The organism is Robinsoniella sp. RHS (assembly GCF_001029355.1).
GTDB lineage: Bacteria > Bacillota > Clostridia > Lachnospirales > Lachnospiraceae > Robinsoniella > Robinsoniella peoriensis.
The window spans coordinates 179,351-202,982 of the sequence record NZ_JNGB01000003.1 but is presented as its reverse complement, the minus strand read 5'-3'; the positions used below and the strand labels follow the sequence as shown (position 1 = coordinate 202,982).

The 23,632-nt window shown below is 43.3% G+C and carries 16 protein-coding genes and 1 riboswitch; of the genes, 15 read left to right on the top strand and 1 reads right to left on the bottom strand.

What is annotated here, in order from left to right:
* Window positions 1–47 precede the first annotated feature (47 nt).
* The 6 genes from RHS_RS29950 (at window position 48) to RHS_RS02725 (ending at window position 8,540) form a co-directional block, all read left to right on the top strand.
* Complete coding sequence (locus RHS_RS29950) at window positions 48–3,140, top strand: NEAT domain-containing protein (protein ID WP_395021061.1); 3,093 nt, start codon at window positions 48–50, stop codon at window positions 3,138–3,140.
* Between the two features lie 112 nt (window positions 3,141–3,252).
* Complete coding sequence (locus RHS_RS29945; protein WP_395021059.1) at window positions 3,253–4,329, top strand: heme-binding Shp domain-containing protein; 1,077 nt, start codon at window positions 3,253–3,255, stop codon at window positions 4,327–4,329.
* Complete coding sequence (gene isdE / locus RHS_RS02740; RefSeq protein WP_047832242.1) at window positions 4,319–5,398, top strand: heme ABC transporter substrate-binding protein IsdE; 1,080 nt, start codon at window positions 4,319–4,321, stop codon at window positions 5,396–5,398. The genes RHS_RS29945 and isdE overlap by 11 nt, the downstream gene beginning before the upstream one ends.
* A 70-nt stretch (window positions 5,399–5,468) precedes the next feature.
* Window positions 5,469–6,425: a FecCD family ABC transporter permease gene (locus RHS_RS02735; protein WP_377139008.1), complete on the top strand. Its 957-nt coding sequence runs from the start codon at window positions 5,469–5,471 to the stop codon at window positions 6,423–6,425.
* Window positions 6,415–7,173, top strand: a complete 759-nt coding sequence (locus RHS_RS02730) for an ABC transporter ATP-binding protein (RefSeq protein ID WP_027293955.1) — start codon at window positions 6,415–6,417, stop codon at window positions 7,171–7,173. The genes RHS_RS02735 and RHS_RS02730 overlap by 11 nt, the downstream gene beginning before the upstream one ends.
* Before the next feature lie 164 nt (window positions 7,174–7,337).
* Window positions 7,338–8,540, top strand: a complete 1,203-nt coding sequence (locus RHS_RS02725) for a flavodoxin domain-containing protein (RefSeq protein ID WP_047832241.1) — start codon at window positions 7,338–7,340, stop codon at window positions 8,538–8,540.
* A 122-nt stretch (window positions 8,541–8,662) separates the two neighbouring features.
* Here RHS_RS02725 and RHS_RS02720 read toward each other — a convergent pair whose 3' ends face one another.
* Entirely contained in the window at window positions 8,663–9,628 is a 966-nt protein-coding gene (locus RHS_RS02720) for a radical SAM protein (protein WP_044289338.1), read from the bottom strand.
* A gap of 270 nt (window positions 9,629–9,898) precedes the next feature.
* Window positions 9,899–10,107, top strand: a riboswitch (cobalamin riboswitch).
* A gap of 560 nt (window positions 10,108–10,667) precedes the next feature.
* Between RHS_RS02720 and RHS_RS02715 the strand changes: the two genes are divergently transcribed.
* The 9 genes from RHS_RS02715 to cobT all read left to right on the top strand — a co-directional run bounded on the left by RHS_RS02715 (window position 10,668) and on the right by cobT (window position 23,531).
* The gene (locus RHS_RS02715) at window positions 10,668–11,147 is read left to right on the top strand and encodes an NAD(P)H-dependent oxidoreductase subunit E (protein ID WP_027293958.1); all 480 of its coding nucleotides are present in this window, start codon (window positions 10,668–10,670) and stop codon (window positions 11,145–11,147) included.
* Window positions 11,144–13,015 (top strand): NADH-quinone oxidoreductase subunit NuoF, encoded by a 1,872-nt coding sequence (locus RHS_RS02710; protein ID WP_027293959.1) that lies wholly within the window; start codon window positions 11,144–11,146, stop codon window positions 13,013–13,015. Before RHS_RS02715 ends, RHS_RS02710 begins: the two co-directional genes overlap by 4 nt.
* A gap of 12 nt (window positions 13,016–13,027) precedes the next feature.
* Window positions 13,028–14,716: a [FeFe] hydrogenase, group A gene (locus tag RHS_RS02705; RefSeq protein ID WP_027293960.1), complete on the top strand. Its 1,689-nt coding sequence runs from the start codon at window positions 13,028–13,030 to the stop codon at window positions 14,714–14,716.
* A gap of 101 nt (window positions 14,717–14,817) precedes the next feature.
* Window positions 14,818–16,650 carry an NAD(P)-binding protein gene (locus RHS_RS02700; RefSeq protein ID WP_027293961.1) on the top strand — a complete coding sequence of 611 codons (1,833 nt, stop codon included), beginning with the start codon at window positions 14,818–14,820 and terminating at the stop codon, window positions 16,648–16,650.
* A complete protein-coding gene (locus RHS_RS02695) occupies window positions 16,644–18,377 on the top strand; it encodes an NADH-dependent [FeFe] hydrogenase, group A6 (RefSeq protein ID WP_027293962.1) in 1,734 nt (577 codons plus the stop codon). Before RHS_RS02700 ends, RHS_RS02695 begins: the two co-directional genes overlap by 7 nt.
* 102 nt (window positions 18,378–18,479) lie before the next feature.
* Window positions 18,480–19,946, top strand: a complete 1,467-nt coding sequence (gene spoIVA / locus RHS_RS02690) for a stage IV sporulation protein A (RefSeq protein WP_027293963.1) — start codon at window positions 18,480–18,482, stop codon at window positions 19,944–19,946.
* 179 nt (window positions 19,947–20,125) lie between these two features.
* Complete coding sequence (locus tag RHS_RS29940) at window positions 20,126–20,866, top strand: cell wall hydrolase (protein ID WP_052377782.1); 741 nt, start codon at window positions 20,126–20,128, stop codon at window positions 20,864–20,866.
* A 37-nt stretch (window positions 20,867–20,903) separates the two neighbouring features.
* Entirely contained in the window at window positions 20,904–22,334 is a 1,431-nt protein-coding gene (locus RHS_RS29935) for an N-acetylmuramoyl-L-alanine amidase family protein (protein ID WP_395021054.1), read from the top strand.
* A gap of 147 nt (window positions 22,335–22,481) precedes the next feature.
* On the top strand, window positions 22,482–23,531 hold the full coding sequence (gene cobT / locus RHS_RS02675) for a nicotinate-nucleotide--dimethylbenzimidazole phosphoribosyltransferase (protein ID WP_047832240.1): 1,050 nt from the start codon (window positions 22,482–22,484) through the stop codon (window positions 23,529–23,531).
* Window positions 23,532–23,632: the final 101 nt, after the last annotated feature.

Here is a 23,632-nt window from a genome sequence, read left to right as displayed (position 1 = left end):
TTAAGACACGTTCTGATACAGAGATTATAAAAATAGGAGAGTGAAACATGAAAGGTATGATAAAAAGAGCCATTGCACTACTTTTGGCACTATTAGTGATCGTTACTTCCTGTCCATATGAGGCCATGGCCGGGGAAAAGGGAAGTCTTCAACAACTTCAGGGAAAATTGGCTTATACGCAAGCCTTATTGCAGGAATTTGAAGGTGATATCCAGACATGGCTGCAGCCATATATTGACGGAGCCCATGCAGTTGCGGATGATCCGCAAGCTTCAGATGAAGAAGCAAGAACACAAATGGAAACATTGGACATGGTGATTGAGACCTTAAATACATATGAAGAAAGCCAGGATCAGACAACACAGGCCAAATCAGGAGGTTTATCCAAAGCAGAAGGTTCGGAAGGTTTCAGCCAGAATTTGTCAGAAGCAGAGTTAAAAGGCCAGGAATCCCAAACCGACCCGTCGGCTTTAAATGAAGCAATTGCACAGGCAGCCGGGATAGCTAAGGGAAATTATACCGATAAGAGTTATGATGCTCTCAAAAAAATAGTGACAGCAGCAGAATTAACGGTAAATGATGCCGCGCTTAATCAGGAGACGGCAGACATTTATACATCTGCAGTCTGGGCGTCTATAGCAGCGCTGACAGAAAAAACGGTAGAAGGAAAAATTCTGGATGGCATTTATACCATTCCTTCTGTTTTAAAACATGCAAATAACAGGCAGGATTCTATGGGAAATGCGGCTCTGAAAAAACCATCTCACTTAACGGTAATAGACGGAAAGGGGACGTTAACTCTTGATTTTGTATCCTTGTCCATTGCCCTTGGCACCGGCTATCTGGGACAGTTTTATTACCTTACCTATGACCAGGAAGGCTATCCGCCTGCAGGTACGGAAGTTTTTTCCCCAACGGTGACAGCTTATTATGAAGGGGTATACGATACTTATAATAATCCGGTAAATGGAATTGACGCGTTGATGAAAGGAAAGCTTTATCCTAAATCCATGACCATGCCCGTGACACTGGGCGACAGTGAGATCTGGGTTCAGGTATATGTGCCAATCATGGAAGGCATCTCAGCAGGAGCTGGAAAACAGTTTGCGAGACTACAGCTGGATTATGGAAACATGGAGCAGGTTTCCGGATTGGATTCAGATAAATCCATACTAAATGCAATGATTAACCGGGCGAAAAACGTTGCCCAGGGAACGGCTTCCGATGAGGTATATGCAGCTCTGCAGGCATCCATTGCAGCTTCGGCAGAACTGGCTGCCAATATGAATGCATCCCAGGATCAGGTAAATGCCCAGACAGACGCACTGCAGTGTGCAGCAGAAATAATTACCGGAAAAATTTTAATCACTGATAAAAGTGCTCTGGAGGCAAAACTTGCAGAAGCGAACGCGTATTTGTCTAAGACGAAAGAATATACGGCTGCATCCCTGGCATCTTTAAAGAAAATAATTGAAACAGCGGATACCGTTTTCGGGAAAGAAGATGCATCCCAGGCAGAAATTGACGGCCAGGTCACAATTCTGGAGCAGGGGGTTGCATCACTGGTAAAACTGGCTGATAAGACTGCACTAACAGCAAAGATCAAAGAGGCACAGGGCTATCTGGAGCAAACCGGTGTCTATACCGAAGAGTCCTTAAATGTCCTGAAAAGCGCAGTCGAAGGCGCCAAAAAGATTTCTGACAATGCCCAGGCGGTTCAAAGCGATGCAGATGAAGTTGTGAAATCTCTGAATTCAGCAATTGCAAACCTGGAAAAAAAGAAAACGGCAGATAAGAGCAAGTTAAAAGAGAAACTGGAAGAAGCTGAAAAACTGGCAGAACAAAGTGATACATATACGTCATCTACCCTAAAAGCACTGAAAACGGTGATGAAAGCAGCACAGGCAGTTTATGACGCAAATGATGCGCCCCAGACATCCATAGATGCACAGACAGAGGCTCTTACGGCTGCAATCAGAGGTTTAAAGAAAACCACGGATGAAACACTGGACTATAAGAATTTAAAAGATGGTGTCTATTCTGTTTATACGGATATGATTAAGACAGACCGGGTCAGCAAGTCCATGTCCAATGATGCCATTAACCATACAATTAAATTAACGGTGAAGGATGGAACGTACAATCTGACTCTGGATTTTACAGGTCTTAAAATTAATGGCAGTTTCGGTTATTTAAGTAAATTGAAGTACTATGCAGATGGGTACACCTATGACTCCCTTGGAAATCCCCAGGGGACTTTAAAGGACGTAACCGTACTGACAACCCAGAAAGACAGCGATGGCAATGTGGTTGTGGATATCTATAATGATGCGCAAAGCCCATACCCGGACACCGTTTCTTTTGAACTGGTAAATACGGCTTTGAACGATGAAAATGGATTAGTACCCTTACAGGTATTTGTGCCTATCATGGATGCTATTTCTGCAGGAGCAGGTACGCAGAATGTATTGATGAAATTAGACTGGACTACGCTGAAAAGCACAACGGATGACGATCCGGATTTGCAGCCGGATGATCCCGCAGAGCAGTCACCGGCATTTGATAAAACGGTAAATGGGGTTCGTATAGCAGCCGAAAAAGGAATGATACCCGAAGGTGCCAAAGCAGAGGTTACAGAGATTGCCCAGGGAGAGGAATATACCAGTGCAAAGACAGCACTTTCATCCGTGTTTAGCAATTTTAAACTTTACAAAATTACCCTGAGTTTGGACGGGAACGAAATACAGCCCGAAGGTTTTATAACGATCAGTATTCCACTGGGCAGTTTATCCGGAACAAAAGCCGGAGTTTATCGTGTGAACAGTGACGGAACGAAATCTCTTTTAGCGGGCAGCGTGGAAGACGGGATGTATGTATTCAAAACAAATAAGACCGGGCTGTTTGCAATTGGTGAGAAGACAGCTTCATCTATTACACCAAATACAAATAAACCCACTGTAAATACCCCGAAAACATCCGCGGGCACAACCCCAAGCACAGGCGGTACGGCTGTAAAAACAGCAGCAAATGCAAAGACAGGAGATACAACACCGATCGTACTTTTTGGAATGTTGTTTATGGCATCACTTGGGATTTTATCCTTAGCTGTTAGCAGAAGACTGAAAACAAGGAATAGGTGAGCAGAATGAAAAAAAATCTAAAAATAGAAAGGGTGCCACATTGCGATTCTTTCGGCCTGCATAATTGTGGCAGTATTGCAGATCAGACTGCAATAGGCAATGGGTGAGAAGTGTGAAAAAGTATTTGAAAAGATTGATAGCCGTATTAGCAGCAGCTGCAGTGGCAGCAGGATCAGCCGGTTCTGTGATGCCGGTACAGGCAGCAATGGCAAATGGAGTCTATACCGCAGTCGTCCATCCGAGTTACAGCCATCCGGTATCAGGGGAAATTGAAGATTCCGGAGGAGAATCGTCCCAGGTACTGGGACAGTCTATGGTGGAGAGTGTATTATATACCCAGGCTCTTTTGGAGGTAGACGAAAGCGGAAACACCTATGCTAATGTGAGATATTTTTTGGCGGACCAGATATCCGATGTGCAGTTTGCCGTGCAGGAATGGGGAGACAGCAACTGGATGAGTACGGATGGCAGCGTGATGCAGGAAAATGCAGGCGGAACCTATTGTACCGATTACCGCATCCTTCTGACTTCTGAAACTACAGTAGTCAGGAGTACGTTTTATGTGGAACCAATGGGAAGATATGTAATCTTTTATTATTATTTTTCAGATCTGACGGAAGGAAACAATACGGACTTCATACAATCTGTCACAGTCACAAATGACATCCAGGCCCCAGAGACCCAGGCTCTAGAGACTCAGGCAGCAGCGCCCCAGACGCCGGCACCCCAGGCTGAGCCCCAGACAGCGTCCTCCCAGGAAACACCTCAGACAACGCCTCAGACAACACCTCAGACAACAGCCCCTCAGACGGAGTCCCAAAAAGAAACAGCAGCAGCACCGACAGCGGCACCTGTAACCGAAGCTTCAAATCAGACCGGGCAGAAGAAGAAAGAGGAGAAACAGGATAATAGCAAATCTGATAATCCACTGGATGATGCAGTTGGGTTATCTGCATCAAAACCAATTGCAGCATCGGAAGAGGAAAGTGAAGAAGAAACAGCTTTACGCAAGGATAACGAGGATCGGACTGTGGGTGCAGGCAGCAGTTCAGGCGACATGGGACAGATGGTGAAATTAACCATAGTTACAGTCGTTGCCGGTGTTGTGACAGGAGTGGTATTGATGGCAGCTGCAGGTGGTATTCTATATGTAATCTACAAACGCAGTAAGGAGGAGGATGATGATTAAGCGCAAACTACTAAAAAAAGCCGGAATCCTTTTACTTGGGCTCTTTACCATGGTGACCCTGGGCGGCTGCGTTGATCAGACCCAGGGTAATAAGACCTTATCCCAAACCGCGGAAGTTACGGATTCCCTTCGCATTGCCGCAACCTCTATGGCAACCGTTGCCATCTGCGAAAAGCTGGATCTGGATCTGGCAGGGGTGCCTAAAAGCAGCCTTACAACCCTCCCGGACAGATATAAAGACGTGGAAGTAATCGGAACACCTATGTCTCCGGATATGGAGATTTTAAAGTCAATAAAACCGGATTGGGTATTAAGCCCGTCCAGCCTGCAGTCAGACCTGCAGAGTAAATACGAAGCAGCGGGTCTGGATTATGCTTTTCTGAATTTAAAAAGTGTTCCAGGAATGTATAAGTCAATTCAGGAACTGGGGCAGCTCTTTGACCGTGAGGAAGAGGCAGAGGTCCTGGTAAATGAATTCCTGGATTTTTATAATTCTTACAAAGATAAAAATGCAGATCAGGAAAAACCACGGGTGCTGGTATTGATGGGCCTGCCCGGCTCTTATATTGTAGCCACAGAAAATTCCTACGTTGGAAGCCTGGTGGAACTGGCAGGTGGAATCAATGTATATGAGGGGAGCGATCAGGAATTCCTTACGGCAAATACAGAAGATATGAAGAGCAAAGACCCGGATATTATATTAAGAACGGCGCATGCCATGCCGGATCAGGTCGTGAAGATGTTTGCCGATGAATTTGAGACGAATGACATCTGGAAACATTTCAGGGCCGTAAAAGAAGGCAGGGTTTACGATCTATCCTATGATAAATTTGGAATGAGCGCTACCTTTAATTATCCGGAAGCTTTGGAGGAATTACAGCCCATTCTCTATCCGGAAAGCGGAAGCAGTGTCAAAAAAGCGGATGCGCTTAAGGATACAGAGAACTTATCAGAAGAAATAACAGAAGACAAAACAGAAAACATAACAGAAGACAAAACAGAAAACATAACAGAAGACAAAACAGAAGACAAAACAGAAAACGAGGAGCAGACACATGGTAGCAATTAAAGGACAGGTGGGACAGGAAGCCGGCAGGAAAAGAAAAATATCGAAAACCGGGCGGAAAACAGTTTCTTTCATGGTGATGATCATCCTTTTAATCACGCTGTTCTTTTTAGCAGTAAATATAGGAAGCCTGAAAGTATCTTTTATACAATTATTAAAAGGATTGTTTGTTGCGTTTGATGACCAGGTTGCTACTATTTATGACCTGCGTTTCCCCAGAATTATGATCTCCATGCTTGCAGGGGCTGCCATATCCGTCTCCGGTGTGCTGTTTCAGGCGGTGCTGAAAAATCCCCTGTCAGACCCTGGTATTATAGGCATATCCAGCGGTGCCAGCTTTACGGCAGTATTAATAACGGCATTTGCACCCCAGTGGTTTTTCTTCACTCCGATATTTGCTTTTCTGGGTGGATTAACAGCCTTTTTATTAGTCTATGGACTTTCCTGGAAGGGCGGCCTAAGCCCTCTGCGTATTATTTTAGTTGGTGTAGCCGTAAATTCCATGTTTGCAGGGCTTTCCAGCGCATTTAATTCCATGAACGGCGGAAATATGTCCGGTGTAGCGGCTATTGTGAATGGGAATATTACCATGAAGACCTGGGATGATGTCCACACACTTGTCTGGTATGTTGCAGCAGGATTGATTTTATCCATGGTATTTTCCGGGAAATGCAACCTGTTATCCCTGGAAGATAAGACAGCAAGAGGACTTGGGGTAAATGTCAATACAGTTCGTATTGTAATTTCCTGTGTCGCCGTACTGCTCGCCAGTATTTCTACAGCTGTGGCAGGTGTGATTGGATTCTTAGGGCTGATTGTTCCCCATATTGGCAGAATTCTGGTAGGATCGGACCATAAGGTGCTGCTTCCTTTTTCCATGCTGCTTGGAGCATTTACGTTTCTTCTGGCGGATACCATTGGAAGAACCGTCGCCGCTCCTTACGAGGTTTCCGCATCCATTATTATGTCGGTGGTGGGAGGACCATTCTTTATTGTATTATTAAGGAGGAGTTCAAAGTATGGAAGTTAAAAACCTGTCGTTTTCCTATGGGAAAAATAAGATCCTGGATGATATATCTTTTCAGGTGGAAATGGGGAAGATCACAACAATCATGGGTGCAAACGGGTGTGGAAAGTCGACCTTATTTTCGCTCATGACAAAAAATCTGATGCCCGACAAAGGAAAGATTTATCTGAATGGAAAGAATATCCGTAACATGAAATTAAAAGATTTTGCCACAAAGGTATCCATCGTTCATCAGTACAACTCCTCAAGCAGTGATATAACTGTGGAAAAACTGGTATCTTATGGGCGGACCCCTTACGCCAGGATGATGCATGGACAGAATGAAGACGACGAAAAAATGATTTCCTGGGCGATGGAAGTGACGAATATTGAAAAATATAAAGACCGGGAAGTAGCAAAGCTTTCCGGAGGTCAGAAACAGCGTGTCTGGATTGCGATGGCACTTGCCCAGAATACAAAGATATTGTTTCTGGATGAACCTACCACATATCTGGATATCCGATACCAGATAGAGATTTTGGAATTGGTAAAAAAATTAAACCGGGAATATGGCATCACCATTATTATGGTGCTTCATGATATCAATCAGGCTATGTACTTCAGCGACAATGTAATCGGTTTGAAAAAAGGGAAAATTGCGGTTTATGGAAATCCGGAAATGGTGATTGACTCTGATGCAATTCAGTCCCTCTATGGAATCCGTCTGGATATTGCTGACGTTAAAGGAAAAAAATTTGTGCTGGCTGTATAATCAGTATTCTCTTAAGCAGTGTTCATTCGACAAATCTTTATAAAATTCATGGATAAAGGAAATTTAAAGTGTTTATCTCTTGCAATTATTCTAATAAATGTTACAATCTAAAAGGAAAGTATTGAAGTACAATATAGAAGCTGGAAAGGAACGTGGTGATACCTATGCATTGCACAAGAAAAGTAACGGACAACATTTATTGGGTAGGCGGAAACGACAGAAGACTTGCCTTATTTGAAAATTTATTCCCAATTCCGAGAGGAGTATCTTATAATTCCTATTTAATTATGGATGAAAAAACAACACTGATGGATACCGTGGATTTTTCCATCAGCCGTCAGTTTATTGAAAATGTTCAATATGTATTAGCCGGCAGAACTCTGGATTATTTAGTAATTAATCATATGGAACCGGACCACTGTGCAAATATTGAAGTGCTGGTAAGGTTATATCCCGAGATGAAACTGGTTGGAAATGCCAAGACGGTACAAATGATCAAACAGTTCTATGAAATGGATCTGGAAGGAAAAGTGATTGAAGTCAAAGAAAAAGATGAACTTTCACTTGGAGTACATACCCTGCAGTTCTTTATGGCACCTATGGTGCACTGGCCGGAAGTAATGGTAGCTTATGAACAGTCAGAAAAAATATTATTCTCCGCAGACGGATTTGGAACTTTCGGAGCATTAAACGGCAACATCTTCAATGACGAGATGGATTTTGACAGGGACTGGCTGGATGATGCCAGACGCTACTATACCAATATTGTAGGAAAATACGGTGTGCAGGTACAGGCACTGCTGAAAAAAGCAGCAACTCTGGACATCGAAATGATCTGCCCGCTTCACGGTCCCGTATGGAGAAGTGATCTTGGATATTTCATAGACAAATACGACAAATGGAGCCGCTATGAGCCGGAAGATAACAACGTGGTAATTATCTATGGTTCCATGTACGGCAATACGGAAAATGCAGCCAATGTGCTGGCAATGTCACTGGCGGACGCAGGCGTGAAAAATATTGCGGTATATGACGCTTCCGTAACCCATGTATCCCATTTAATTGCGGAGGCATTCCGCTGCAGCGTAATCGTAGTTGCAACGCCTACCTATAACGGTGGAATTTACCCATCCATGGAATCTTTCCTGCTGGATATGAAGGCGCTTGGGATTCGTAACCGTAAAGTCGGTATTCTGGATAACGGTACCTGGGCACCTACCGCATCCAAACAGGTGAAGAAAATCTTAGAGGAAATGAAAGAGATTGAAATCCTTGGAGAAGTATCGATTAAATCTACGTTAAAGCCAGCGGGGCTTGCAAATGTAGAAGAGTTAAAAGATGCCATTATGACATCTTTGAATGCCTAAGAATAGCAGAAGAGTTTGAAAAAACGTTCTTTGCACAAGTGAGTTCCATCACCTGCGAAGAACGTTTTTTTCATTTGTCTCTAAAAGCGGCTGCACCTGCGGGTCATAAAGTGGGGCGTGCGCTATAGTTCATATTCTGCATCCAGCAGCAGATCCCTGGCAGCAAGTACTCCGTATCCCCGGTTGCCAGCCGTATCCTGAACCAGATCTCTGGGATTAGCGCCTACCTCGGCATAAAGCTGGTTAACTCCCCCTGACAGGGTCAGAGGCGTTACTTCATGAGCATTCATGGAGCGGGAGGGTTTGGTTACCAGCCTTGCCACGGCAGCAATTTTAGCAAGTTCAAGGGATGAGATCCGGCCTTTGTCAGCCAGCGGCGTTCCGGGAACCGGAGTTCTTCGCATAACAGCCATTGCTTCCACGCCATAGTCTCTGGCACGGAGCATTTCATCTGCAATTTCTTCATAGGTATGTTCCGGACCGATTGGTTCTACACAGTAATAGAGTTCCAAACCTGTTTTTTTAATGACATCCAATGTCTGTATGCGTCGTTCCGGTAAAATGTCCGTATCAATGCCTTCCCCCAGACGCCGGATATGGTAGACACCCGTGAACCCGGTTTCCTTCAGGAGCATTGCTTTATCTTCATCAAAATCACCGATGTTAGCTACAAACCGGATATGATCAGGCAATACTTTTTTTACTTCCCTGGAAATATTCAGGAATTCTTCAAAGTCATAATGTGCTGTTGTCATTAGAAACAGATCATGGGTTCCGGCAGCAATTAACTGACGGACCGTTTCTAAGATATCCTCAATATCGTCCATAGTCTTCAGAAATGTGCCATCCATCACATAATTGCTCTCTGCCATAGAACAAAACTTACAGTTCATAGGACAGGGCTGGGCATTCAATCCAATCTGAGAAAAAATGTATGACTTATTATCATATTCATTACGGGTCATTTCATTTGCTAGTGCTAATAAATCGTAGAATTCCCTGCTTCCGTTTTTCGTCTGCAGCAGGGCAACGGCATTCTCTTTTGTCAGCTCGGCAACCGATGCTTTTTTTAATAATTCTGTAATCATAAGAATTCCTCCTGATCCGGTATTGCCGGAAATGTAAATTTAATAGGAACTATCCGGGGAAAATCCCCTGGGAAATGGAGCGTGCAAGATGGCTTCATTTTTAAACACGTTCTGGACATATTATAAAATAATTTGTGTTATACAGCTGGAATTAATTTTCGTTTTTTGTAAAAAATAATAGATAATATAAAAAAATTCCAAAAAATATTGAAAAATATAAAAATGGTAATTGACAAATCCAGCATACATGCTTATAATGTAGTTGTGTAATTTAATATTGCTATATTAAGTGCTAAGGTTAATATCAGGACGAAGGGTATTAATTTTAGAAGAGGGAATTAGGTGAGAATCCTAAGCGATCCGGTCACTGTATTCAGGGAGTGAACCTTCATAATCCATTGCATAACCCATTGTGTGAGAAGGAGAAGGCAAACTATGATCTGTAAGTCAGGAAACCTGCTTAATGTATGAGATGCGCTTCCGTGAAGAGCGAAACATCCAGCCAGTTTAGTGTATGTACATATTCTATAAGTGCAGTACATTAATCTGTATCAGGTGTCGGCTTAGGGTGAGCAGGCATATTTTATTGTAGAAACTGATGAGAGCCTGGTTTATCAATTCTGGAAAAGATTGATAAACACGCAGATTGCGATGAATCTCAAAGCATATATAAATTCACAAAATACCTCCTTCATGACCGTTGTATTCATAACATCTCTTAGATGACCTCCGCAAAGATTCTGGGAGAAAAAGTGTCATGACCAAATGATGTATGCAGGTTCCCGCAAACTTGTATATATCGGAAGAACAGCTGATTTCCCGCAAAAATCAGCTGTTCTTTTTTTGTGTATTTAAAACAAGCCATTTCATATTAAAAATTCATTTTCTCTGTCTGCACACCCTGTTTTGTGCGAAATTAAAGTTAATTTCTTAACTTTTGGAATGGGTATTGTGCAATTTATTGATATAAGGTATAATATCATCAATATATATAGACAAGATATATAAGGACATTTTAGAAGAAGAAGGAGGATTGCGGATGCTTGATCAGTCATTTTACCAAAAAACAGACGAAATCATCGCACATTATGGCAAAAAGGCCAGTTCGTTAATTCCGATTATGCAGGATATTCAGGGGGAATACCGATATCTGCCGGGCGAACTGCTTACGTATGTGGCAAAAGAAATAGGAGTTAAAGAGGCAAAGGCTTATAGTGTTGCTACCTTTTACGAAAATTTTTCTTTTGAACCAAAAGGGAAGTATGTCATTAAAGTTTGTGATGGAACAGCATGTCATGTGCGAAAATCAGCACCCATATTAGAAGCACTTTTTAAAGAGTTAGGGCTTAGTCAGAAAAAGCATACAACTGATGATATGCTTTTTACGGTAGAGACGGTATCCTGCCTTGGGGCATGCGGACTGGCGCCTACGCTGACTGTTAATAATGAAGTACATCCCACAATGTCACCGGAGAAAGCATTGGAATTAGTTGCGGAATTGAGAGGTGCAGGCGTATGATCATTGATAGCAAAAAAACATTAGAAAAACATAGAAAAGATTCCAAAGAAGTGATTAAATCTTTTTCCTGCAGAATTCTGGTCTGTTCCGGCACCGGCTGTATCGCAACCGGTTCTGAAAAAATATATGAACGCATGAAAGAGCTTTGCGGCGATTTGGAAGGCGTTGTGGTAGAGATGCAAAGAGAAATTCCCCACATCGGTGTAGTAAAGAGCGGATGTCAGGGAATTTGTGAATTGGGTCCTTTAATGAAGATCGAACCTTATAATTTTCAGTATGTTAAGGTGCAGTTAGAGGATTGTAAGGAAATATTTGACCGTACCATTATGAAAGGGGAACCGGTTGAACGACTGTTTTATCATAAAAAGGACAAAGTATTTGCCCATCCAAAGGATATCCCTTTTATTTCAAAGCAGACTCGGATCGTACTTGAAAACTGTGGAAATATAGATGCAGAATCCATTGATGAATACATAGCATCCGGCGGATTTAATGCCCTTGCAAAAGCAATTTTTGATATGAAACCGGAAGAAGTCGTGGAAGAGGTTGATAAATCCGGGCTCAGAGGACGTGGGGGCGGCGGCTTCCCGGCAGGCAGAAAGTGGAAACAGGTAGCGCGGCAAAAGGAAAAAATCCGCTATATTGTATGTAATGGCGATGAAGGCGATCCCGGTGCTTTTATGGACGGAAGCGTTATGGAAGGGGATCCGTTTAAATTAATAGAAGGTATGATTATTGCAGCCTATGCGGTACAATCCCACGAAGGCTATATTTATGTAAGGGCAGAATATCCATTATCCGTAGCAAGGCTGCGCATGGCGATTCAGCAGGCAGAAGAATACCACCTTTTGGGTGATAACATTATGGGAAGTGATTTCAGTTTCCATCTTCACATTAACCGCGGTGCAGGTGCTTTTGTATGCGGTGAGGGCAGTGCACTGACGGCTTCCATTGAAGGAAATCGCGGAATGCCCCGTGTAAAACCGCCGAGAACGGTAGAAAAAGGACTATGGGAAAAACCAACCGTTTTAAATAACGTAGAAACTTTTGCCAACGTGCCTAAGATAATTTTAAAAGGCGGCGAGTGGCTTCGTACCATTGGATCAGAAGGAAGTCCGGGTACCAAGACATTTTCAATAACCGGAGCAATTGAAAATACAGGATTAATCGAAGTTCCAATGGGAACTACCCTGCGTGAAATTATTTATGATATCGGCGGCGGCGTTAAGAATGGCGGTGAATTTAAGGCTGTTCAGATCGGAGGCCCCTCAGGAGGATGTCTTACAGAAGAACATCTGGATGTGGGACTGGATTTTGATTCCGTTAAGAAGTTTGGAGCAATTGTAGGCTCCGGCGGACTGGTTGTTATGGACGAACATACCTGTATGGTAGAAGTAGCCCGTTTCTTCATGAGTTTTACACAAAGAGAATCCTGCGGTAAATGTGTACCCTGCCGTGAGGGAACAAAACGGATGCTGGAAATTCTGGAAAGAATCGTTGCAGGAAATGGAAAACTGGAAGATCTGGATCAGCTGGTAGAACTGGCTGAGATGGTAAAGAGTATGGCTCTTTGCGGACTTGGCAAGAGTGCCCCGCTGCCTGTTTTAAGTACCCTGAAAACTTTCCGTGATGAATATGTAGAGCATATTGTTGATAAGAAGTGTGCATCTAAGACCTGTGAGGCACTGCGCTCCTATCACATTAATCCGGAATTCTGTAAAGGATGCAGTAAGTGTGCGAAGTTCTGCCCTGTAGCAGCAATTACTGGAAAGTTAAAAGAAGCATATACGATCAACAATGACCTTTGTATTAAGTGCGGTGCCTGCAAGGACAACTGCGCATTTGATGCAATCTACATCGAAGCATAGGAGGGATTATATATGGGATTTATGACAATAGACGGTAGAAAAGTAGAATTTACCGACGAGCGGAATGTCCTTTCTGTGATTAGGAAGGCCGGTATTTCATTACCTACTTTGTGCTATCATTCAGAAGTTTCTACTTTTGGCGCCTGTCGCTTGTGTACCGTAGAAGACGACAGAGGAAGAACCTTTGCTTCCTGTTCAGAAGAACCAAGAGACGGGATGGTGATCTTCACCAATACCGGAAGAATAAAAAAACATCGGAAATTAATTGTGGAACTGCTTTTGGCAGCCCACTGCAGAGATTGTACGACCTGCGTAAAAAGCGGGGAGTGCGTGCTTCAGGAATTAGCTCACAGAATGGGTGTTACCAATGTCCGTTTCCAGAATACCCGTGAGATCAGACCGGTGGATAACAGTTCACCATCCATCGTTCGTGATCCCAATAAATGTATTCTCTGCGGAGACTGTGTACGTGCCTGTGAAGAAATCCAGGGGATTGGTGCATTGGGATTTGCATTTAGGGGAACGGATGCCATGGTTATGCCGGCATTTAATAAAACCATCGCAGAAACCGATTGTGTAAACTGCGGACAGTGCCGTATTTACTGTCCTACAGGAGCAATCAGTATCCGTACCAATGTAGATGAAGTCTGGGATGCTATTGCAGATAAAGATGTGCGTGTGGTTGCGCAGATTGCCCCGGCTGTCCGGGTTGCGGTAGGAGATGCATTTAACCTGACAAAAGGCAGGAGCGTAATGGGCAAGATTGTAAATGTGCTGCACCGCATGGGATTTGATGAAGTATATGATACTGCATTCAGTGCAGATCTTACCGTTATGGAAGAATCAGAAGAATTTCTGGAACGTATCGAAGAAGGTGAGAATCTTCCGCTACTGACATCCTGCTGCCCGGCATGGGTGAAATTTGTCCATGACCAGTATCCGGAATATGTGAAAAATATTTCCAGCTGCAGATCTCCACAGGGAATGTTCTCCGCAGTTGTAAAAGAATTTTACCGTCATCCCAAAAATGCAAATGGGAAAAAGACGATTATGGTGTCCATTATGCCATGTACGGCAAAAAAAATGGAAGCCAACAGACCAAATAGTTATACAAAAGGGAAAAAAGATACCGATTTAGTTATCACTACAACAGAGTTAATACGAATGATTCGAAATTCCGGTATTGAATTTGAAACCCTGGATCCGGAGGCATGTGATATGCCATTTGGATTTGGATCCGGCGGCGGAATGATCTTTGGTGTTACCGGCGGTGTGACAGAAGCTGTTTTAAGGCGTCTGACAGATGAGCATGACAAAGCAACCCTGGACGCAATTGCAGAGTGCGGGGTACGTGGAGAAGATGGTATCAAAGAAGTTACGGTACCTTACAATGGCACCGACTTGAAGATCTGTATTGTAAGCGGTCTTGCCAATGCAAGAGACGTCATGGAACGGGTGAAAAAGGGCGAAGCAGATTACCATTTCATCGAGGTAATGGCATGCAGAAGAGGGTGTATCATGGGTGGCGGACAGCCAACCAGAGCAGGAGACCGGACCAAAAATGCCAGAGAAAGAGGATTGTACAATGCAGATAATATAACGATTATCAAGAAATCGGATGAGAATCCGCTGATTGCACCTCTGTATGATGGATTGCTGAAAGGAAAGGTACATCAGTTACTGCATAATCAGGAAACGTAATTAAGTAAATATATACATTTTGGGACTGCCCGAAAGGGTTAGTCCCTCCTTGTGTTATTTAAATAACAAAAGAAAATTTAAGAAACGGAGATGAAAGAAATATGAGCAGGCTTAGTATTATTACTAGAAATCAGGCCCAGACCACAGTCGAAGAGCTCTACAAGGATTTGGAACGCAGAATCGTTGCCAGTCCACCAGGATTGTGTCCGGTAGACCTGGCAGTATCTTTCCTGAAGGTCTGTCATGCACAGACTTGCGGAAAATGTGTTCCCTGCAGGGTAGGATTAGGACAGCTTCAATGTTTGCTGGAAGATGTTCTGGATGGAAATGCAAAGATGGAAACCATTGATTTGATCGAAGAAACAGCCAGAAGCATTTATTATTCCGCAGATTGTGCAATTGGCTATGAAGCAGCAAATATGGTGTTAAAAGGCGTGCATGGCTTTCGAGATGATTTTGAAGAGCATATACTGCGCGGAAGATGTACCTGTGAATTAAATCAGCCGGTACCATGTGTTGCTCTGTGTCCTGCGGGAGTAGATATACCAGGATACATCGCCCTGGTGGCTGAAGAACGATATGCAGATGCGGTAGCATTAATCCGTAAAGATAATCCTATGCCGTCCGTATGCGCATTGATCTGTGAACATCCCTGTGAGGCCAGATGCCGCAGGAATATGATAGATGATGCGGTTAATATCCGTGGATTAAAACGTTATGCAATCGATCATGCAGGTGACGTGCCGGTACCGGAGCCGGCAAAAGCAACCGGTAAAAAGGTTGCAATCATAGGAGGCGGACCGGGCGGAATCAGTGCTGCTTATTATTTAGCTTTAATGGGGCATCAAGTGACGATTTATGAGCAGAGAAAGCAGCTGGGCGGTATGCTTCGTTACGGGATTCCTAATTACAGGCTGCCCCGCATCGCTCTGGATAAGGAAATAGATGAACTGTTGTCAATCGGTGTCAAAGTTAAGACGGAAGTAACGGTTGGGGAAAATCCCAATATCGTGGATATCCGCAACCAGTTTGATGCGGTCTATATTGCCATTGGTGCTCATATTGATAAAAAGATTGGTATTGAAGGTGAAGAAGCCACTGGAGTGGTATCTGCAGTTGAAATGCTTAGAAGTATCGGTGATAATGAAATGCCTGAATTTGACGGAAAAGATATCATTGTAGTCGGTGGCGGTAATGTTGCTATGGATGTTGCAAGATCAGCAGTCCGCCTTGGTGCGAAAAAAGTAAGAATCGTCTACCGCAGGCGTATTGAAGATATGACAGCAATGCCCGAAGAAGTACAGGGCGCCATTGCAGAGGGCTGTGAAGTATTAGAACTCCAGGCACCCCTTCGCATTGAACAGGATGAAAATGGAAATGCATGTGCACTCTGGGTTCAGCCTCAGATTATTGGTCTGGTGCAAAGAGGAAGACCGGCACCTGCAACAGCTGCGCAGGAAGAAGTTCGCCTGGACTGCGATATGGTTATTGTGGCAATCGGACAGGGTATCGAGTCCAAGGCCTTTGAAGAATATGGAATTCCGGTAAAACGAGGAGTTATTGAAGCCCTAAGCTGGAGCGGAATCAAAGATATCCCGGGCGTATTTGCCGGAGGCGACTGTGTTACCGGACCGGCTACGGTTATTCGTGCAATTGCTGCAGGTAAAGTGGCGGCTGCCAATATCGATGAATATCTTGGATTTAAACACACGATCAAATCAGATGTAGAGATTCCGAAAATCAGGCTGGATGACAGAAATGCCTGTGGACGTGTTACCATGAAAGAACGGGATGCTTCCGAACGGAAAGATGATTTTGAACTGATTGAATGCGGCATCACTCATGAAGAAGCATGTCAGGAATCCAGAAGATGTCTGCGCTGTGATCATTTTGGATTTGGCGTATTTAAAGGAGGGAGGATAGAAAAATGGTAAAATTGACAATCGATAAACAGCAGATAGAAGCAGCGGAAGGCACTACCATTTTAGAAGCAGCAAAAAGTGCAGGAATTCATATCCCGACTCTGTGTTATTTAAAAGAAATAAATGAAATCGGAGCCTGCAGAGTCTGTGTAGTTGAAGTAGAAGGGATCACCAAATTAGTTACCGCATGCAACAACGTGGTAGAAGACGGAATGGTAATCCATACCAACAGCCCGAAGGTACGTAAAACCAGAATGACTAATGTGAAACTTATTTTATCTCAGCATGACTGTAATTGCCCTTCCTGTGTCCGAAGCGGGAATTGCAATCTCCAGAAGATTTCCAATGATCTGGGTATTTATCATGTACCTTATAAGACGAAGCTGTCCCATATAAAAGGGTCGAAGGAATTTCCGCTGCTTCGTAATTATGAGAAATGTATCAAATGTATGCGCTGCATTCAGGTTTGTGATAAGATCCAGAGTTTAAATGTATGGGATCTTGCCAATACCGGTTCCCGTACCACGGTAGATGTATCCGGAAACCGTACTTTGGAAGAGGCAGACTGTACCCTGTGCGGACAGTGTATTACCCATTGCCCGGTTGGGGCACTTCGGGAAAGAGATGATACAGACCGGGTATTCGATGCCCTCGCAGATCCGGATAAAATTACGGTAGTGCAGATTGCACCATCCGTCCGTGCAGCATGGGGCGAGCCTTTGGGACTGGACCGGGAATTTGCCACTGTGAACCGCCTGGTTTCTGCCCTTCGGAAGATGGGATTTGATTATATTTTTGATACGGATTTTTCTGCTGACCTCACAATTATGGAAGAAGCAAGCGAGTTCTTAAAGAAAGTGGAAAATAAAGAAAAGGAGAAGTTTCCGATGTTTACCTCCTGCTGTCCGGGGTGGGTACGTTTCTTAAAAGCACAGTATCCGGATATGGTAGATCAGTTGTCTACCGCCAAATCACCGCAGCAGATGTTTGGAGCAATGGCGAAGAGTTATTATGCGGACTTACTTGGGGTGGATCCTTCCAGAATTTATTCCATTTCCATTATGCCATGCCTTGCGAAAAAGCATGAGTGTGCAATACCCACCATCAATGATGCCGGTGCTGGACCGGATGTGGATGTAGTGCTTACAACCAGAGAAATAGACCGGATGATCCGAGCCGAACATATCGCGGCAAAGGAATTGGAAGAGGAAGAATTCGATATGCCTCTTGGTATTGGCTCAGGTGCCGGTGTGATCTTTGGTGCAACAGGCGGCGTTATGGAAGCCGCTCTTCGTACAGCTTATTATTTCGTAACAAATGAGAATCCGGATCCTGACGCATTTAAAGATGTACGTGGTATGAAAGGATGGAAAGAAGCAACCTTTGATCTGGCCGGAACTCCCCTGCGTGTAGCGGTAGCCAGTGGTCTTGGAAATGCCAGGGAGCTAATCAAAGCTATCCGAAAAGGAAAGACGGACGTAGACTTTGTTGAAATTATGGCATGTCCGGGCGGATGTTCCGGCGGCGGCGGACAGCCAATTCAGGATGGAGAAGAACTGGCGGAAGTGCGTGCAGCAAATCTCTATGGACTGGATAAAGTAAGCGATATACGGTTCTCTCATGAGAATCCGTCTATTGTACAATGTTACCAGCATTATTTGCAGCGTCCTCTGTCACATCGTGCCCATGAACTGCTGCATACCGATCATCATAGCTGGAAGATGCCGGGAGAAGAATAATCGGTCACTTTACTAGATTCAGTTTTGAAAAATGATTCATCAATGATTCTATCATTGGCCCCCTCTGCATATACTATACCAGTATATAGAGGGGGTATTTTAATGGAAGAATTCAATTTATACAAAGATATACAAGCCCGTACCAAAGGTGAGATCTTCATCGGCGTAGTTGGGCCTGTAAGGACAGGAAAATCTACCTTCATCCGTAGATTTATGGAACTGATGGTATTGCCGGCGTTAAAAGAAAACGACAAGGCGATTGCAACAGATGAAATGCCAACCAGCGGCAAAGGACGTACCATAACTACCGTAGAACCGAAATTCATACCAAAAGAAGCAGCAAAACTGTCTTTATCTGAAGATGTGGATGTTAGAATGCGGCTGATCGACTGCGTAGGCTACATGGTAAAAGGCGCAGCAGGAATGGATGACAATGAGAAGGTCCGTATGGTTAAGACACCCTGGTCGGAAAAAGAAATTCCGTTTACCCAGGCGGCAGAAATCGGAACAAGAAAAGTTATTCGTGACCATGCTACCATCGGATTAGTAGTTACCTGTGACGGAACATTTGGAGAAATACCAAGAGAAAATTATCTGGAGCCGGAAAAACGTGCGATCACAGAATTAAAGAACATCGGAAAACCATTCCTGGTATTGGTTAATTCAGAACGCCCTTATGGAGAAGAGGCAAAGCAGGCGGCATCTTATATCTTCGATACTTATGGGGTTACTGCGATGCCGGTAAACTGTGAGCAGTTGAAAAAAGAAGATGTAAGCAAAATCCTGGAACAGGTACTATACGAATTCCCACTGGTTAAGATTGAATTTTATGTGCCCAAATGGGTAGAAATGCTTCCGGGCGACCATGTGATAAAGGAAAGCCTGATCAAAAGCATACGGGATATCATGAAAAAAATGCAGCATATACGGGATATTTCCAATGAAGCGCTGCAGATGGACTATGACTTTATTAATAGTGTGAAGCTTGACGCAATCGAGCTATCCCAGGGAACTGCCAAAGTCCGTATAGATCTGGACGATACATATTACTACGAGATGCTCAGTGATATGGCGGGAGTTCCGATCCAGGGCGAATATCAGCTTCTTTCTATTATTAAAGAACTTTCCAGGAAAAAGGGCGAATACGAAAAAGTAGAAAATGCCCTGGAAGCAGTCAGAAATACCGGATATGGAATTATTACGCCGAATCAGGAAGAAATTGTTCTGGATGCCCCGGTAGTCATTAAGCAGGGCAGTAAATTCGGCGTGAAAATCAAAGCAGCCAGCCCATCGGTTCATCTGATCCGGGCTGACATTGAGACGGAAATTGCACCCATTGTAGGCAGTGAGCAGCAGGCGCAGGATCTGATGTCATTTATTAATGAAAACAGTGCCAAGGATGGAATCTGGAATACAAATATTTTTGGAAAATCAATCGAACAGCTGGTAGATGATGGAATTCATACAAAGCTTGCGAAAATTGGAGAAGAAAGCCAGACAAAACTTCAGGATACGATGAAGAAAATTGTAAATGAGTCTAATGGAAGCCTTATTTGTATCATCATATAGGTAATCAGAATCGTGCAGCGGCATTCGATCAATTTCGGATGCCGCTGTTTCTGTCGAAATAGAAATGAAACAAAAAATTGACAAATACTAGTAAATGTTTTATAATATCTTCATATTCTTAATATAATCGTAATAAATATACGAGGGGTTCCACGGGGAGTTTCACGAAAGGAACGAGTATGAAGGAATTAAAAAGAATATTGTCATTGGTTCTATTGTTTGTTTTGCTGGCTTCTATATCTATGGACAGCCAGGCAGCATGGAAACGTTACAAAGGAGACCGCTGGAAATACACAGTTTCGTCTGAAAATACGGTCAGAAAAAAGTATGTTAAGAACAAATGGAAAAGAATTAATGGTAAATATTATTACTTTGATTCAAAGGGATGGCTGAAAACCGGACGGATTAAGGTAAAGAAGAAATGGTATTATTGCGATTACGAGAAAGGGCGTATTTCTAACCAGTGGGTAGGAGACTACTATTATGGCAGAAATGGAGTTATGGTCAGGAACAAATGGGTGGGTATGTATTATGCCGGTAAGAACGGCAAAAAAGTTCCTGGAAAAATTCGGAATACAAAAGATGTACGGCTGTTGTCTGCGATTACTTATCTGGAAGCAGGGAATCAGTCCTATGAAGGAAAACTGGCAGTGGCAAATGTAATTTTAAATCGTGTCAATGACAGCAGTTTCCCGAATACGATACAGGAGGTCGTATATCAAAGCGGGCAGTTTACGCCTGCAATGAATGGAATGCTGAGCTGGTTGTTAGAAAGCGGTCAGGCTGTGCCATCCGAATGTATCAAGGCTGCAAAAGATGCTCTTACGGGAGTGAATAATGTACCTGGATATCTGTATTTTACAACTGGAGTATGGGGGCCGTTAAAGATTGGTGACCATTACTTCCGCAAAACTTATTAACATCGTATGATGAAGATTGAACAGGGAGATTTTACAAGTGAAAAAAAAGATATTAACAGCTGTAGCAGTGATGTTTGTCGCATTTATCGTAACTCAGCCATTGAATGCGAAAGCGGATTGGAGACAGACTGCAAAAGGGAATTACTATTATATTGGTAATGATGGTAAAAAGGTAAAAGGCCGCTGGATTGGGGATTACTATCTCAATTCTAAAGGCTACATGGTAAAAAATAAGTGGGTCGTAAGCAACGGAACAAAGTATTTTGTCGGGGCAGATGGGAAATGGATTCCAAATTTCCGTAAGGGATGGTATCAGATCGGAAAGAAATGGTACTATTATACAAGTTCCGGTAAGATGAAGACTGGATTTTTTACGGTAAAAGGGAAAAAATACTATTGCAACAGCAAGGGGATCATGCTTACAGGACTCCGTAAAATCAGTGGAAAGCGATATTATTTTGACAGCAGCGGAGCGATGAAATTTGGTTTTCGGACAGTGAAGGGAAATCGTTATTATTTCCGCAAGACTAATAAAGATGGTTATGCATTTACCGGACTTCGTAAAATGGGCGGAAAGTATTATTATTTCTCTGCAACCGGTATTATGCAAAAGGGCTGGCAGACGGTTAACAATGCCCAATATTACTTCCAGAGCGATGGTAAATCAGCTACCGGCTGGGAGAACATCAGCGGAAATACATATTATTTTACAAACAAAGGTATTATGGTAAAAGGTTTGCAGAATATTGACGGAGCTTTGTATTATTTTGGTGATAATGGAATCATGTATAAAAATACCACAATAACCGTCAATGGAGTCACCTATCAGGTCGATGCAAGCGGAAAATGTAATCAGAATGTGAATGATCCAAGCGGCGGCGGGTCAGTTTCCCAGGAAATGTTATTCTTTACGAAATATGAATCGGGTCCGGAGGCTTATGGACAGACTGGTGGAGACAATGGAAACGCATGTGGAAAGTATCAGTTCGATTATCGCTATTCACTGCTTCCTCTGGTAAAATACTGTTATTCCAAAGATCCGGTAACTTTTAAAGAATTTCAGCCATATGCAGCTTATGCCCTTACGGAGAAAAATAAGGCGAAGCTGAAAGGCAACCAGAAATTCTTCCGGGCATGGCAGACAATTTATGCAAGAGCACCAAGATTATTTGCTTCATATCAGGATGAATTTGCAAAACAGGAATACTATGATGAAACTGAAAGATATCTCATGAATATGGGTATCAATATTAAGTTCCGCCCGGACGTGGTAAAAGGAAGTGTATTCAGCTACTCTATCCAGCATGGAGCCTATTCTGCGGCACTTGCAGTGAAGGCAGCGGGAATAAATAATGGAACTTCAAACAGAAGTTTTATTAACAAATTATATACTTATAGAATTAGTAATTTCCCACTTTATCGAACTAGATATAACAGTGAGAAAGCAGAAGCTTTAAGTTATTTGTAGTTCATGGGAGATGTTAGGAGGCGATGCTTAGTCATCGTCTCCTTTTTTGCGTCGATCCCCTCATTCTTTCCCTTGACATGAAAATTATTGTAACTTATTATATTATTTAAAGAGTTTTTTGAAAATTTAATCATGGAGGACTTACAAATGACATTAGAAGAAGTGCTTCTGACTGTGAAAGAGCCAGATGAGGGTGCAATGAACAACTGCAGGAAAAGGTGGGACAGTATTGCAAAGCCGCTGCATAGCCTGGGTAAAATGGAAGATTATCTTGTGAAGATTTCCGGAATGACAAAAAGCAGTAATATTGATCTGGCGAAAAAAGCATTGGTAGTAATGTGTGCAGACAATGGTGTGGTAGAAGAGGGTGTGACCCAGACCGGGCAGGAAGTAACCGCAATCGTATCGGAAAATTTTCTGAAAGAGCAGGCGACGGCAAGTATTATGTGCCGGGTGGCAGGAGCAGATATTTTCCCGGTGGATATAGGAGTTGCAAGAGATACCAGTATCATTAATCATAAAATTGCCTATGGAACCAGGAATATGGCAAAAGAACCGGCAATGACCAGAGAAGAGACTATACTGGCTATTGAAACGGGAATTCAAATGGTTGCTGAATTAAAAGAAAAGGGATACCGTATCATTGCTACCGGAGAGATGGGGATTGGTAATACCACAACCAGCAGTGCGGTTGCCTCGGTTCTTTTACATACATCGGTGGAAGTGGTAACAGGAAAAGGAGCAGGACTTTCTTCAGAAGGATTCAAACGTAAGATCGACACTATTAAAAAGGCGATTGCGCTTCACACGCCGGATCCTCAGGATGCCATAGATGTGTTATCGAAAGTGGGCGGTCTGGATATCGCCGGACTTGCAGGTGTATTTTTAGGCGGGGCAGCATACGGGGTTCCCATTGTAATCGATGGATTTATTTCTTCCGTGGCGGCGCTTGCAGCTGTGAATATCTGTCCTTTGGCAAAAGCGTATATGCTGGTTTCCCACGTATCCAAAGAACCTGCGGCACACCTGATTCTGGAAGCGCTGAAGATGGAAGCGGCACTTACCTGTGATATGTGTCTGGGAGAGGGTACAGGGGCTGTAACCCTGTTTCCGGTATTAGAGATGGCAGTGGCAGTTTATAACGGGATGAGTACATTCCAGGATATACAAGTGGAGGAATATAAGCCTTTATCATAAAAGGGCTGGGGGTAAGTGTGAAAGAAAAACATTTTCACACTATTGATATGGGAATAGCACAAGCCAGCTTGTGCTATTGCTGGGGGTAAGTGTGAAAGAAA

Coding starts and splice junctions, on each gene's coding strand:
- RHS_RS29950 (WP_395021061.1), top strand. CDS start 48: ATGAAAGGTATGATAAAAAGAGCCATTGCACTACTTTTGGCACTATTA.
- isdE (WP_047832242.1), top strand. CDS start 4,319: ATGATGATTAAGCGCAAACTACTAAAAAAAGCCGGAATCCTTTTACTT.
- RHS_RS02735 (WP_377139008.1), top strand. CDS start 5,469: ATGGTGATGATCATCCTTTTAATCACGCTGTTCTTTTTAGCAGTAAAT.
- RHS_RS02730 (WP_027293955.1), top strand. CDS start 6,415: ATGGAAGTTAAAAACCTGTCGTTTTCCTATGGGAAAAATAAGATCCTG.
- RHS_RS02725 (WP_047832241.1), top strand. CDS start 7,338: ATGCATTGCACAAGAAAAGTAACGGACAACATTTATTGGGTAGGCGGA.
- RHS_RS02720 (WP_044289338.1), bottom strand. CDS start 9,628: ATGATTACAGAATTATTAAAAAAAGCATCGGTTGCCGAGCTGACAAAA.
- RHS_RS02715 (WP_027293958.1), top strand. CDS start 10,668: ATGCTTGATCAGTCATTTTACCAAAAAACAGACGAAATCATCGCACAT.
- RHS_RS02710 (WP_027293959.1), top strand. CDS start 11,144: ATGATCATTGATAGCAAAAAAACATTAGAAAAACATAGAAAAGATTCC.
- RHS_RS02705 (WP_027293960.1), top strand. CDS start 13,028: ATGGGATTTATGACAATAGACGGTAGAAAAGTAGAATTTACCGACGAG.
- RHS_RS02700 (WP_027293961.1), top strand. CDS start 14,818: ATGAGCAGGCTTAGTATTATTACTAGAAATCAGGCCCAGACCACAGTC.
- RHS_RS02695 (WP_027293962.1), top strand. CDS start 16,644: ATGGTAAAATTGACAATCGATAAACAGCAGATAGAAGCAGCGGAAGGC.
- spoIVA (WP_027293963.1), top strand. CDS start 18,480: ATGGAAGAATTCAATTTATACAAAGATATACAAGCCCGTACCAAAGGT.
- RHS_RS29940 (WP_052377782.1), top strand. CDS start 20,126: ATGAAGGAATTAAAAAGAATATTGTCATTGGTTCTATTGTTTGTTTTG.
- cobT (WP_047832240.1), top strand. CDS start 22,482: ATGACATTAGAAGAAGTGCTTCTGACTGTGAAAGAGCCAGATGAGGGT.